Annotated in this window: 16 protein-coding genes; 12 read left to right on the top strand and 4 right to left on the bottom strand. The window is 70.8% G+C overall.

The window, feature by feature from the left end; all coding sequences use genetic code 11:
• Positions 1-29: 29 nt before the first annotated feature.
• From J2S63_RS20320 to J2S63_RS20270, 11 genes are all read left to right on the top strand, one after another.
• On the top strand, positions 30-716 hold the full coding sequence (locus J2S63_RS20320; protein WP_310306177.1) for a helix-turn-helix transcriptional regulator: 687 nt from the start codon (positions 30-32) through the stop codon (positions 714-716).
• The gene (gene sufB / locus J2S63_RS20315; RefSeq protein WP_310306175.1) at positions 713-2,161 is read left to right on the top strand and encodes a Fe-S cluster assembly protein SufB; all 1,449 of its coding nucleotides are present in this window, start codon (positions 713-715) and stop codon (positions 2,159-2,161) included. Before J2S63_RS20320 ends, sufB begins: the two co-directional genes overlap by 4 nt.
• A 62-nt stretch (positions 2,162-2,223) precedes the next feature.
• The gene (gene sufD, locus J2S63_RS20310; RefSeq protein WP_425573316.1) at positions 2,224-3,399 is read left to right on the top strand and encodes a Fe-S cluster assembly protein SufD; all 1,176 of its coding nucleotides are present in this window, start codon (positions 2,224-2,226) and stop codon (positions 3,397-3,399) included.
• The gene (locus tag J2S63_RS20305; RefSeq protein ID WP_310306171.1) at positions 3,396-3,716 is read left to right on the top strand and encodes a non-heme iron oxygenase ferredoxin subunit; all 321 of its coding nucleotides are present in this window, start codon (positions 3,396-3,398) and stop codon (positions 3,714-3,716) included. Before sufD ends, J2S63_RS20305 begins: the two co-directional genes overlap by 4 nt.
• A gap of 10 nt (positions 3,717-3,726) precedes the next feature.
• Positions 3,727-4,485, top strand: a complete 759-nt coding sequence (gene sufC / locus J2S63_RS20300) for a Fe-S cluster assembly ATPase SufC (protein ID WP_310306169.1) — start codon at positions 3,727-3,729, stop codon at positions 4,483-4,485.
• Positions 4,486-4,487: 2 nt separating this feature from the next.
• Positions 4,488-5,753 carry a cysteine desulfurase gene (locus J2S63_RS20295; protein ID WP_310306167.1) on the top strand — a complete coding sequence of 422 codons (1,266 nt, stop codon included), beginning with the start codon at positions 4,488-4,490 and terminating at the stop codon, positions 5,751-5,753.
• A 29-nt stretch (positions 5,754-5,782) separates the two neighbouring features.
• Entirely contained in the window at positions 5,783-6,220 is a 438-nt protein-coding gene (gene sufU, locus J2S63_RS20290) for a Fe-S cluster assembly sulfur transfer protein SufU (protein WP_310306760.1), read from the top strand.
• A 14-nt stretch (positions 6,221-6,234) separates the two neighbouring features.
• Positions 6,235-6,603 carry a metal-sulfur cluster assembly factor gene (locus J2S63_RS20285; RefSeq protein ID WP_310306165.1) on the top strand — a complete coding sequence of 123 codons (369 nt, stop codon included), beginning with the start codon at positions 6,235-6,237 and terminating at the stop codon, positions 6,601-6,603.
• 19 nt (positions 6,604-6,622) lie between these two features.
• Complete coding sequence (locus tag J2S63_RS20280) at positions 6,623-7,261, top strand: acVLRF1 family peptidyl-tRNA hydrolase (protein WP_310306163.1); 639 nt, start codon at positions 6,623-6,625, stop codon at positions 7,259-7,261.
• A gap of 51 nt (positions 7,262-7,312) precedes the next feature.
• A complete protein-coding gene (locus tag J2S63_RS20275) occupies positions 7,313-8,266 on the top strand; it encodes an iron-containing redox enzyme family protein (RefSeq protein WP_310306162.1) in 954 nt (317 codons plus the stop codon).
• Positions 8,263-8,472, top strand: a complete 210-nt coding sequence (locus J2S63_RS20270; RefSeq protein ID WP_310306161.1) for a CDGSH iron-sulfur domain-containing protein — start codon at positions 8,263-8,265, stop codon at positions 8,470-8,472. Before J2S63_RS20275 ends, J2S63_RS20270 begins: the two co-directional genes overlap by 4 nt.
• 41 nt (positions 8,473-8,513) lie before the next feature.
• On the opposite strand, the gene J2S63_RS20265 is transcribed toward J2S63_RS20270, so the two are convergent.
• From J2S63_RS20265 to J2S63_RS20255, 3 genes are all read right to left on the bottom strand, one after another.
• A complete protein-coding gene (locus J2S63_RS20265) occupies positions 8,514-9,719 on the bottom strand; it encodes a phosphatidylserine decarboxylase (protein WP_310306159.1) in 1,206 nt (401 codons plus the stop codon).
• A 23-nt stretch (positions 9,720-9,742) separates the two neighbouring features.
• Positions 9,743-10,021, bottom strand: a complete 279-nt coding sequence (locus tag J2S63_RS20260; protein ID WP_310306157.1) for a YrhK family protein — start codon at positions 10,019-10,021, stop codon at positions 9,743-9,745.
• 88 nt (positions 10,022-10,109) lie between these two features.
• Positions 10,110-10,715, bottom strand: a complete 606-nt coding sequence (locus J2S63_RS20255; protein ID WP_310306156.1) for a methyltransferase — start codon at positions 10,713-10,715, stop codon at positions 10,110-10,112.
• Positions 10,716-10,781: 66 nt separating this feature from the next.
• Here J2S63_RS20255 and J2S63_RS20250 point away from each other — a divergent pair, with 66 nt between their 5' ends.
• A complete protein-coding gene (locus tag J2S63_RS20250) occupies positions 10,782-11,369 on the top strand; it encodes a DinB family protein (protein ID WP_310306155.1) in 588 nt (195 codons plus the stop codon).
• A 203-nt stretch (positions 11,370-11,572) separates the two neighbouring features.
• Here J2S63_RS20250 and J2S63_RS20245 read toward each other — a convergent pair whose 3' ends face one another.
• On the bottom strand, positions 11,573-11,743 hold the full coding sequence (locus tag J2S63_RS20245; protein ID WP_310306154.1) for a hypothetical protein: 171 nt from the start codon (positions 11,741-11,743) through the stop codon (positions 11,573-11,575).
• Positions 11,744-11,867: the final 124 nt, after the last annotated feature.

Below are 11,867 nucleotides of genomic sequence, written 5' to 3'. Positions count from 1 at the left end.
GCGGTTTTGATTAACGCAACAATGGCGTCATGGAAATCGAGGTCCTCGAGCACGTCGACGCGCCCACGCGTCAGCGCGTGGCCCGGGCGATCCTCGAGCACGGCCCCAGCACCGCGGCCACGCTGGCCGAGCTGCTGGACCTGACGCCGGCGGCGATCCGGCGCCACCTCGACCACCTGCTGGCCACCGGCGCCGTCGTCGCCCAGGACGCCCGCACCAAGGAGCGTCGCCGCGGGCGCCCGGCCAAGGAGTTCGCGCTCACCGCGGCCGGTCGCGACCAGTTCGAGCAGCAGTACGACGACCTCGCGGCCCAGGCGCTGCGCTTCCTGTCCCAGACCGCCGGCGACGACGCCGTGCTGGCCTTCGCCCGGCAGCGGCTGTCCTGGGTCGAGGAGGCGGTCGCCGACGTCCGCGCCGCCGACCCGTCGCTGAGCGCGCCCCAGGCCCTCGCCCAGGTGCTGCGCACCCACGGCTTCGCCGCCGGCGTGCTCCAGGGGCCGATGGGCGAGCAGCTGTGCCAGCAGCACTGCCCGGTCGCCCACGTCGCCCACGAGTTCCCCCAGCTGTGCGAGGCCGAGACCGAGGTCTTCTCGCGCGTGCTGGGCAGCCACGTCCAGCGGCTGGCCACCATCGCCCACGGCGACGGTGTCTGCACCACCTCGATCCCTGCCCGTACCACCCCCCACCCAACCCCTTCGGAGAGGCGGTCCTCATGACCACGCACCCCGACGCTCCCGTGGCGCCCAACGCCATCGAGGAGCTCAACCCCGAGCTCAAGGGCCTGGGCAAGTACGAGTACGGCTGGTCCGACAGCGACGTCGCCGGCGCGGCGGCGCAGCGCGGCCTGACCGAGGCCGTCGTCCGTGACATCTCGGGCAAGAAGTCCGAGCCGCAGTGGATGCTCGACCTGCGCCTCAAAGGCCTCAAGCTCTTCGGCCGCAAGCCGATGCCCACCTGGGGCGCGGACCTGTCGACGATCGACTTCGACAACATCAAGTACTTCGTCCGCTCCACCGAGAAGCAGGCGACCTCGTGGGAGGAGCTCCCCGAGGACATCAAGAACACCTACGACCGGCTCGGCATCCCCGAGGCCGAGAAGCAGCGCCTGGTCGCCGGCGTCGCCGCGCAGTACGAGTCCGAGGTCGTCTACCACAAGATCCGTGAGGACCTCGAGGAGCAGGGCGTCCTGTTCCTCGACACCGACACCGCGCTGCGCGAGCACGAGGACCTGTTCCGCGAGTACTTCGGCACCGTGATCCCGGTCGGCGACAACAAGTTCGCCGCGCTCAACACCGCGGTGTGGTCGGGCGGCTCGTTCATCTACGTCCCCAAGGGCGTGCACGTCGAGATCCCGCTGCAGGCCTACTTCCGGATCAACACCGAGAACATGGGCCAGTTCGAGCGCACGCTGATCATCGTCGACGAGGGTGCCCACGTGCACTACGTCGAGGGCTGCACCGCGCCGATCTACAAGTCCGACTCGCTGCACTCCGCGGTCGTCGAGATCATCGTCAAGAAGGGCGGCCACTGCCGCTACACGACGATCCAGAACTGGTCGAACAACGTCTACAACCTCGTCACCAAGCGCGCGGTCTGCGAGGCCGGCGCGTCGATGGAGTGGATCGACGGCAACATCGGCTCCAAGGTGACGATGAAGTACCCCGCGGTCTACCTCATGGGCGAGCACGCTCGCGGCGAGACGCTGTCGATCGCCTTCGCCGGCGAGGGCCAGCACCAGGACGCCGGCTCCAAGATGGTGCACGCGGCGCCCAACACGTCCTCCTCGATCCTGTCCAAGTCGGTCGCGCGTGGCGGCGGGCGCACGTCCTACCGCGGCCTCGTGCAGATCAACGAGGGTGCGCACGGATCGCGGTCCAACGTGCTCTGCGACGCGCTGCTGGTCGACCAGATCAGCCGCTCCGACACCTACCCCTACGTCGACATCCGCGAGGACGACGTGTCGATGGGTCACGAGGCGTCGGTGTCCAAGGTCTCCGAGGACCAGCTGTTCTACCTGATGTCCCGCGGCATGGCCGAGGACGAGGCGATGGCGATGATCGTGCGCGGCTTCGTCGAGCCGATCGCCAAGGAGCTCCCGATGGAGTACGCCCTCGAGCTCAACCGCCTGATCGAGCTGCAGATGGAAGGGGCGGTCGGCTAGCGCCTCCCGCCCGACGGGGTGCCTTTGGTGACGACTGCGATCTAGGAAGAAGACGAGTGACACTGACTGACAACGTGAGGTCCGCGCTGGAGCTGGACCACGTCGAGTCCCACCTCCACCCGCGTGGCTCCTTCGACGTCGCCGACCACGCGACGCCGACGGGCCGCGAGGAGGTGTGGCGCTTCACCCCGCTCAAGCGGCTGCGTGGGCTCCACGCCGACGCCGGTCTGTCCGGCCGCACCCAGAAGCTGACCTGGAACGACGTCGAGGGCGCCTCGGTGTCCTACGTGACCGGTGACGACGCCCGCGCGCTGCGTGGCGTGAGCGGCTGGGCCCCGTCCGACCGCTGGTCGGCGCGGGTCGTCGACGAGGTGCCGGCCACGGTGCTCGTCGACGTGCCGGCCGACACCGAGGTCGCCGAGCCGCTGGTCATCGACGTGACCGGCACCGACGCCTCGGAGACGACCGGCGGGCACCTGGTGTTCCGCTTCGGCACGCACTCCAAGGCCGTCGTCGTGGTCAACCACACCGGCTCCGCGTCGGTCGCCGCGGTCTGCGAGATCGTGGTGGGCGACGGCGCCGACGTCACGGTCGTGTCCATCCAGGACTGGGCAGACGACGCGGTGCACCTCTCGCACCACCAGGCGCGCGTGGGCCGCGACGCGTCGTACAAGCACGCGGCGATCTCCTTCGGCGGCGACCTGATCCGCATGGACGCCAACGTGACGTACGACGGCCCGGGCGGTGACGCCGAGCTCCTCGGCCTCTACTTCGCCGACGAGGGCCAGCACATCGAGCACCGGCTCTTCGTGGACCACACCGCGCCCAGGACCCGCAGCCACGCCTCCTACAAGGGCGCGCTGCAGGGCAAGGGTGCGCACACCGTGTGGGTGGGCAACGTGCTGATCCGCAAGGTCGCGGAGAGCATCGAGACCTACGAGGAGAACCGCAACCTGGTCCTCACCGACGGGTGCCGTGCCGACTCGATCCCCAACCTGGAGATCGAGACCGGCGAGATCGAGGGCGCGGGCCACGCCTCGGCGACCGGCCGCTTCGACGACCAGCAGCTGTTCTACCTGCAGTCCCGCGGCATCCCGGCCGACGAGGCCAAGCGTCTGGTCGTGCACGGGTTCTTCAACGACCTGATCCGCAGGATCGGCGTGCCCGCCATCGAGGACAAGCTGTTCGCGGTGGTGGAGGCCGAGCTCGAGAAGAACGTCACGGCGGTCCCGGCATGACGTTCGAGCGGGTCTGCGCGCTGTCCGAGCTGACCGAGGACGAGCCGCGCCGGGTGGAGCTCGACGACGTCGACGTGGCCCTGATCCGCACCTGCGGTGAGGTCTTCGCGATCTTCGACGAGTGCTCGCACGCCTCGATCCCGCTGTCCGAGGGCGAGGTCGACGACTGCCACGTGGAGTGCTGGCTGCACGGGTCGCGCTTCGACCTGCGCACCGGCAAGCCCGACGTCCTGCCCGCGACCGAGCCGGTCCCGGTCTACCCCGTCCGCATCGACGGCGACGACGTGCTCGTCGACGTCGCGAACCCCCTGAACTAACGGAGAAACGATGAGCACGCTTGAGATCAAGGACCTGCACGTCACGGTCGAGACCGAGGACGGCCCCAAGGAGATCCTCAAGGGGGTCACGCTGACCATCACCGCCGGCGAGACCCACGCGATCATGGGCCCCAACGGCTCGGGCAAGTCGACGCTGGCCTACAGCATCGCCGGCCACCCGAAGTACACCGTCACCGGCGGCACCGTGACCCTCGACGGCGAGGACGTGCTGGAGATGTCGGTCGACGAGCGGGCGCGCGCGGGGCTCTTCCTCGCCATGCAGTACCCCGTCGAGGTCCCCGGCGTCTCGGTGTCCAACTTCCTGCGCTCGGCCAAGACCGCGATCGACGGCGAGGCGCCCAAGCTGCGCACGTGGATCAAGGACGTCAACACCGCGATGGACGAGGTCCAGATGGACCGTGCCTTCGCCCAGCGCAACGTCAACGAGGGCTTCTCCGGTGGTGAGAAGAAGCGTCACGAGATCGTGCAGCTCGAGCTGCTCGACCCCAAGGTCGCCGTGCTCGACGAGACCGACTCCGGCCTCGACATCGACGCGCTCAAGGTCGTCTCCGAGGGCGTCAACCGGTTCAAGAAGGACGGCGACAAGGGCGTCCTGCTGATCACGCACTACACGCGCATCCTGCGCTACATCACCCCCGACCACGTCCACGTGTTCGTCGACGGCCGGATCGCCGAGCAGGGCGGTCCCGAGCTGGCCGACAAGCTCGAGGCGGAGGGGTACGCCGCGTACACCAAGTCCGCGGTCTGACCATGTCGACCCAGCTGCCCGGGCTCCTCGACGGCCTCGACCTGATCCGCAAGGACTTCCCGATCCTGCAGCGGACCCTTGACCACGGCCAGCCGCTGGTCTACCTCGACTCAGCCAACACCTCGCAGAAGCCGCAGGTGGTGATCGACACGATGGTCGACCACCTCGAGCGGCACAACGCCAACATCGCGCGCGCCATGCACCAGCTCGGCGCCGAGGCGACCGAGGCGTTCGAGGGCGGCCGCGACAAGGTGGCGGCGTTCATCGGGGCGCAGCGCGACGAGGTGGTCTTCACCAAGAACGCCTCCGAGGCGCTCAACCTCGTGGCCAACACGCTCGTGTGGGCGCCCGACGACCTGCGCGTCGGTCCCGGTGACGAGGTGGTCATCACCGAGATGGAGCACCACTCCAACATCGTGCCGTGGCAGCTGCTGTGCGAGCGCACGGGCGCCACGCTGCGGTGGTTCGGTCTCACCGACGACGGCCGGCTCGACCTGAGCAACATCGACGACCTGCTCAACGAGCGCACCAAGGTCGTCTCGCTGACCTGGGTGAGCAACATGCTCGGCACGATCAACCCGGTCACGGAGATCGCGGCCAGGGCCAAGGCGGTCGGCGCCCTGGTGGTGCTCGACGCCTCCCAGGCCGCGCCCCAGATGAAGGTCGACGTCACCGAGAGCGGTGCCGACCTGATCGCCTTCACCGGTCACAAGGTCGTCGGCCCGACCGGCATCGGCGTGCTGTGGGGGCGACGTGACGTGCTCGCGCAGCTGCCGCCGTTCCTCGGGGGCGGCGAGATGATCCGCACCGTCACGATGGAGCGGTCGACCTTCGCCGACGCCCCCGCCAAGTTCGAGGCCGGCACCCCGCCGATCGTCGAGGCCGTCGGTCTCGGAGCCGCGGTGGACTACCTCTCCCACGTCGGCATGGACAACATCCGCCGCCACGAGGAGGCGATCACCGGCTACCTGCTCGAGGGCCTCGCCTCGGTCTCGGGCGTCACGGTGATCGGCCCGACCTCGGCGCACGAGCGCGGGGGAGCGGTCAGCTTCGAGCTCGCCGGTGTCCACCCCCACGACGTGGCCCAGCTGCTCGACAGCCGGGGCATCGCGATCCGCGCGGGTCACCACTGCGCCAAGCCGGCCCACGCGCGGTTCGGCGTGCAGGCGAGCGTGCGCGCGTCGTCGTACCTCTACACGACGCCGGGCGAGATCGACGCCCTGGTGGAAGGTCTCGAGCACACCAAGCGTTACTTCAAGGTCGGCTGAGAAGGAGCGCTGTGTCTGACCTCGACGCGATGTACCAGGAGATCATCCTGGACCACTACAAGAACCCCCAGAACGCCGGACTGCGCGAGCCGTTCGAGGCCGAGGTGCACCACGTCAACCCGACCTGCGGCGACGAGGTCACCCTGCGGGTGCACCTCGACGGCAGCGGCGACGACGCGGTCGTCGAGGACGTGTCGTACGACGCCCTCGGCTGCTCGATCAGCCAGGCGTCGGTGAGCGTGATGACCGAGCTGGTGATCGGCAAGCCCGTCGCCGAGGCGATGCGCATCCTCGACTCGTTCGTGGAGCTGATGCAGGGCCGCGGCAACGTGGAGCCCGACGAGGACGTGCTCGAGGACGGCGTCGCGTTCGCGGGGGTGGCGAAGTTCCCCGCCCGAGTGAAGTGCGCCCTGCTCGGGTGGATGGCCTGGAAGGACGCGACCGCGCAGGTCGCGGCCGGACGATGACGATGGGAGACCAGATGACCACCGACCACAGCGACCTGCCCGAGGTGGACCTGTCCACCGCCGGCTCGGCTGCCGGGACCCTCACCGTCGAGGACGTCGAGGAGGCCATGAAGGACGTCGTCGACCCCGAACTCGGCATCAACGTCGTCGACCTCGGCCTGCTCTACGGCGTCAACATCGACGGCAACGACGTCGTGCTCGACATGACGCTGACGTCCGCGGCCTGCCCGCTGACCGACGTCATCCAGGACCAGACCCGTCAGGCCCTCGAGGGCATGGTCGACGACGTCGTCATCAACTGGGTCTGGATGCCGCCGTGGGGCCCGGACAAGATCACCGACGACGGCCGCGAGATGCTCCGCGCCCTCGGCTTCAACGTCTGATCCCTGGTCGGCTGAGTCGATGACCGACCCGCGCCGGGTGCACGTGCCCGCGGCGCGGGTCGTCCGCTGGTTCGACAACTTCGAGGGCCGCCACGGCGCCGCGTCGCTGACCGTCACCGGCGGCGCCCTCTCGGCCACGGCGTCGGACGGCGCGCAGGCGGTCGCCCACCTCCCCTTCGACCGGTCGTACGACGGCCCGGCCGACCCGGCTGCCTTCGCGGCCGCCACCGCGGACCCGGTCCGCTGGGGGCTGCTGGTCGTGCGTCGGGGCGGGTTCGCGGTCGCCGGGGGAGCCGGCCCGTCGGTCGGCGTCCGCAAGGTCGGTCGCCGGCACGTGCAGGGCAAGACCAAGGCGGGGGGCTGGAGCCAGCAGCGCTACGCCCGGCGCCGCGACAACCAGGCCCGCACCGCGTTCGAGGCGGCCGCCGACCACGCCGTGCGCCTGCTGGTCGACGAGCTCGGTGGGGTCTCGGCCCTGGTCACCGGGGGCGATCGCAAGGCCGTCGAGGACGTGCTGGCCGACGCCCGGCTGCGCGAGGTGGCGGCCCGGCGTACCTCCCTGCACCTGGCGCTCGGCGACCCCGACGCCGGCGTCGTGGACAAGGCCGTCGCCGACCTGCTGTCGGCAGTCGTGGTCGTCACCGACCCCGCCGACTGAAATCACCCCCAGGGAGGGCGTGCGACTCGCCCCGTCGGGTACGTCCCGCTCATGGACGCCCCCAAGCCCCGCGGACGCCTCAGCATGCGCCTGCACGCCGCCCTCCGCGACGACCCCGACGCGCTGCCCGTCGGGCTGCCCGACGACGGCGCGGAGGACCGCGCGATCGCGCTGTGGATGCTGCACTCGCTGCACCACCGAGGCTTCGACGACGTCGACGACCGGGCCGAGCGGTCTCCGGCGCTGCTGGCCCTGCGGCGCGACCTGGAGGACGAGCTCGAGGGGCGACTGCGCCGGCGGTGGGCGGCGGTGACCGAGCGGCCCGACTCCGGTGACGTGGCGCAGGACCTCTTCGACCTCGTGGAGGCGCACGACGGCGCCTCGATCGCGCAGTTCGTCAAGGCGCAGGCCGGCGCCGAGCAGGTGCGCGAGCTGCTGCGGATGAGGTCGGTCTACCACCTGCACGAGTCCGACCCGGTCGCGTGGGTCGTGCCGACCCTGCCGGTGCGGGCCAAGGCGGCCCTGGCCGAGCTGCAGTACGACGAGTACGGCGCCGGCGACCCCAACCGTCTGCACCACCACCTGTTCGTCCTCGGGCTGGAGGGAGCCGGTCTCGAGTCCGGCTACGGCCGCTACGTCGACGAGGCGCCGCTGGAGGTGCTCGAGCAGGACAACGCCGGTCGGATGTTCGGCCTGCAGCGCCGGCTGCGCGGTGCGGCGATGGGCCACCTCGCGGCATTCGAGATCACCAGCTCCGTGCCGTCGCGCCGCATGGCCCAAGGGCTCTCGCGGCTCGACCTGGGGGAGCCGCTGGTCGACTACTACCGCGAGCACGTCGAGGCCGACGCCGTGCACGACCAGCTCGCCGCCCGGTCGATCTGCGCCACGCTGGTCGAGGACGAGCCGTCGCTGCGGGACGACGTGATGTTCGGGGCGTGGGCGTCCCTCGACCTGGAGGACCGCTTCGCCCGGATGGCGTTGCAGGGCTGGGAGTCCGTCGCGTGACCGCGTCCTTCGACCACCCCGACGTCGTCCTGTGCCCCGGCGGTCCGATGCTGCTGAGGGGCCGCGGACGGCCGGTCGAGGACGCCGACGGCGAGGTGCACCTGACCCGCCGCCCGGTCAACGCGGTCTGCCGCTGCCGGCGCTCCCAGGACCTCCCGTGGTGCGACGGGACCCACAAGCTGCTGCCGCCCGACAAGCGTCCGTGACGCCTGCCCGACGTCGTCGGCACGGAGCGGTGGTCGCGGGCTCAGCCGGACGACCCGATGCGGGCGACCGGGGAGCCCACGTGGCGCAGCGCGGTGCTCGTGTCGACCTGCGGGTCGACCCCCTCCTGGAACAGGATGATGATGTCGGAGCCACCGAACTGGAAGTAGCCGAACTCCTCGCCCTTGGTGACCACGGTCCCCGGGACGGTGCTGAGGGTGACCGAGGCGACGTGGGACATGCCCACCGGGACCACCGCCACGGTGCCGAGGTCGCCGTGGCCGGAGGCGGAGGTGTCGAGGGTCAGCACGCCGCGCACCTGGCTGAACTCGTAGCCGGACTGGGTGCGGTCCTTGGAGCTGAGCTGGTGGTCCTCGAGCGCGACCTCCATGTAGACCCTGCCGGGCACCACGAACGACTCCTCGACCCGGCCGGAGACGGGCACGTGGTAGCGGTGGTAGGACGAGGGCGGCAGCATGTAGTGCACGAACGTGCCGCCCGCGAACGCCTCGGCGTACCTCGACCCCTCGAGCAGCTGGGCGATGTTGCCGTAGCGGTGGGTGCCCTTGATCGTGACGGCCGGGATGTTGGAGTCGTCGTCGATGTCGAAGGACTGGCGGAACAAGCAGTCGGCCGGTGAGGTCACCACCGAGTTGTCCGTCGGCTCGGAGATCGGGCGCAGCCCAGGGTTGAGCTCGCGGGCGAAGAACTGGTTGAAGGTCAGCCACCCGCTCGGCGAGTTGGGCCGCCCGTCGACCAGGGACTCCTCGACGCCGTACTCCGGCGCGTTGGCGAGGAACGAGTCGAGCACGTCGGGACCGAACGACTCCGGGGTGTCGAGGAAGCTGCCCCACTGCCGGGCGAAGTCGGTCAGCCAGTCCTGGAAGGCCGGGATGCTCTCGGCGATCGCGCGGCCGTCCCCCTCCTCGCCTGCGGCCCGTTGGTCGACCAGCCAGAAGAAGTGCGCGAGCCGGTCACTGACCTCCTGGGCGTACCTCTCCTCCGGGGCGGTGGCCTTCCAGGCGGGGGCGTCGGTCTGCTGCGGGATCCACCTGATGAACCGCCGCAGGTAGTCGGCGTACTCCGAGAGGTCCGTGGGCCACTCGAGCGCGTGGCACAGCTCGGGGTCGAGGTCGGCGTGCGCGCGCTCGCGCGCCTGGACCAGGGACCGCTCCAGGAGTGGGCCGAGGTCGGCGTGGTCGCGGAGGAGGCGCTCGAGGTCGTGGACGATCTGGTCGGAGGGGTTCATGGATCTCCTCGGGTCGGAGCTGGTCAGAAGTCGGACGAGGCGTCGCTCGTGGGTTCGTGGCCGGCACGTCGCAGGTGCACGCGGCGCGCGAGCCGGATCGCGGGGCGGGCGAGGAACTCGACGCTGCCGAGCAGGAACAGCCAGTCGGCGACCTGGCCCGACCCCCAGAGGGACCACGCGCTTCCCACGACGAACCACAGCGCGATGAGCACGTCGTTGGCGATGCTGAGCGACTCGTAGCGGCGCCGGATCACCAGCTCGTCGTGTCCCAGGTGCACCGTGAGGTCGTGAGTCGACGGCATGGGGTCCCTTCGAACGATCAATGCGCTTGCGCACACATCGTGTGTCGATGGCCGTGCGCCCAAACCTCGAGTGATCTGGGTGGTGCTGTCACACGCGCTGCCAGAGCGCCAGCACCCCACGCTCCTCGCGGCGTACCTCCTCCAGCGACAGGACCGTCTCGGCGGCCAGCGCCGCGGCCTGGGCCTCGTCGCCCAGCTGGAGGAGCAGGAAGCCGTCGGGACCGAGGTGCGCCTCGGCGACAGCCAGGCACAGCCGCGCGACGGCGAGCCCGTCGTCACCCCCGTCGATCGCGAGCACCGGGTCGGCGGGGTGGGCCGAGACCTCCTGCGTGGTCACCCACGGCGGGTCGGCGATGACCAGGCCGAAGCGCTCGTCTGCGGCGAGCACGGCGTCCATCGGCCCCTCTCGGACGTCGACGGTGACGCCGGCGGCCTCGGCGTTGAGCCGGGTCAGGGCGCAGGCGGCGGGGGAGACGTCCACGCACACGACCGGGCGCTGGGACAGGTGCGCCGCCAGCAGCCCGATGTGGCCGGCTCCGGAGCAGAGCTCGAGCAGCGGCCCGGCGGGCAGGTCGGCGGCGAGCGCGGCGGCCCAGCGTGACTGCGCGGCTGTCCAGGGACGGGGCTCGAGGACGCCCTCGTGCCAGGCGATCACCAGAGGGCCGAAGGGGAGGGAGCGGAGCACGGTCTGCACGAGGCCGTCGTACCCGCACCGGAAACGCGCATGCGTGCTGTCCAGCCCCGGTGCGAGGGTGGGCCCATGCCCGACGCCCTGGACGACCTGACCATCCTGAGGACCTACCTCCAGCGGGCCCGCGAGACCGTGCTGTGGAAGCTCGAGGGCCTCTCCGAGCGGGACGTACGACGGCCGCTCACGCCCACGGGCACCAACCTGCTGGGCGTCGTGAAGCACCTGGCGAGCGTGGACGTGGAGTACCTCGGCTCCTGCTTCGGCCACCCGTGGCCCGAGCCGATGCCGTGGATGGCCGAGGACGGCGAGCACAACGCCGACATGTGGGCCACCCGGGAGGAGTCCCGGGAGTGGGTGGTCGACCTCTATCGCCGCGTCTGGCAGCACGGCGACCACACGCTCGCGACCGTCGGGCTCGACGACCTGGGCGAGGTCCCGTGGTGGCCCGAGGAGCGCCGGCACCCCTCGCTGCGGCGGGTGCTGGTCCACGTCGTCGCGGAGACCAACCGCCACGCCGGCCAGATGGACATCCTGCGCGAGCAGCTCGACGGTCCGGTCGGGATGCTGCGGACCGCGCCGAACCTGCCGCCCGAGGACGAGGCGTGGTGGGAGGCCTATCGCGCGCGGCTGCAGGCCGTGGCCGACGAGTTCGCCTGAGAGCCGCCCCGCAGACCACCGCAGACCAAGAGAGCCGCCCGCGACGTGGGAGGGCGTCGACCTGGGCGGCTCTGTTCGCGCCGGTGCCGGCCTGGGAGGACGCTGTGCACTGGTGCGCTTGGAAGACGACACCCCCGAGATCTGAGCGTGCGACTCGATCCGGAGGTTCCCCGCATCCTGGGCGACGAAACAGCGTCCGGCGGTCAGTCGTGCTGCGCAGGCGGCACGAGCAGGTGGTGAAGGCCCGTGGCCGCGGTCGCGGCGCCGACGACGAGCAGGCCGGTGAGGAAGGTCTCGGTCTCCCGGCTCGGCCCGAGGCCGAGGACGACCGCCGTCGAGGCCCACAAGAGGGTGGTGGTGTCAGGTTCGCGCATGATGCCCCCCATCTCCGCGATGTCGTCCCAGGATGTGCCACCGGTCACGGCCGGCGCGAGGGTTTCCTGCCGGATCGGGCACAAGGTCGCTCCAGATCGCGACCAAGGGCATGACCGGTGGTCC

This window comes from Nocardioides marmoribigeumensis (assembly GCF_031458325.1).
Lineage (GTDB): Bacteria > Actinomycetota > Actinomycetes > Propionibacteriales > Nocardioidaceae > Marmoricola_A > Marmoricola_A marmoribigeumensis.
Note: the sequence above shows the minus strand (reverse complement) of the source record. Positions and strands in the feature narration are given on the sequence as shown.

Bases quoted from the DNA above. Each gene is read 5' to 3' on its own strand.
- J2S63_RS20250 (WP_310306155.1), top strand. From the start codon at position 10,782: ATGCCCGACGCCCTGGACGACCTGACCATCCTGAGGACCTACCTCCAG.
- J2S63_RS20280 (WP_310306163.1), top strand. From the start codon at position 6,623: ATGACCGACCCGCGCCGGGTGCACGTGCCCGCGGCGCGGGTCGTCCGC.
- J2S63_RS20305 (WP_310306171.1), top strand. From the start codon at position 3,396: ATGACGTTCGAGCGGGTCTGCGCGCTGTCCGAGCTGACCGAGGACGAG.
- J2S63_RS20295 (WP_310306167.1), top strand. From the start codon at position 4,488: ATGTCGACCCAGCTGCCCGGGCTCCTCGACGGCCTCGACCTGATCCGC.
- J2S63_RS20260 (WP_310306157.1), bottom strand. From the start codon at position 10,021: ATGCCGTCGACTCACGACCTCACGGTGCACCTGGGACACGACGAGCTG.
- sufU (WP_310306760.1), top strand. From the start codon at position 5,783: ATGTACCAGGAGATCATCCTGGACCACTACAAGAACCCCCAGAACGCC.
- J2S63_RS20320 (WP_310306177.1), top strand. From the start codon at position 30: ATGGAAATCGAGGTCCTCGAGCACGTCGACGCGCCCACGCGTCAGCGC.
- J2S63_RS20275 (WP_310306162.1), top strand. From the start codon at position 7,313: ATGGACGCCCCCAAGCCCCGCGGACGCCTCAGCATGCGCCTGCACGCC.
- J2S63_RS20245 (WP_310306154.1), bottom strand. From the start codon at position 11,743: ATGCGCGAACCTGACACCACCACCCTCTTGTGGGCCTCGACGGCGGTC.
- J2S63_RS20285 (WP_310306165.1), top strand. From the start codon at position 6,235: ATGACCACCGACCACAGCGACCTGCCCGAGGTGGACCTGTCCACCGCC.
- J2S63_RS20265 (WP_310306159.1), bottom strand. From the start codon at position 9,719: ATGAACCCCTCCGACCAGATCGTCCACGACCTCGAGCGCCTCCTCCGC.
- sufB (WP_310306175.1), top strand. From the start codon at position 713: ATGACCACGCACCCCGACGCTCCCGTGGCGCCCAACGCCATCGAGGAG.
- sufC (WP_310306169.1), top strand. From the start codon at position 3,727: ATGAGCACGCTTGAGATCAAGGACCTGCACGTCACGGTCGAGACCGAG.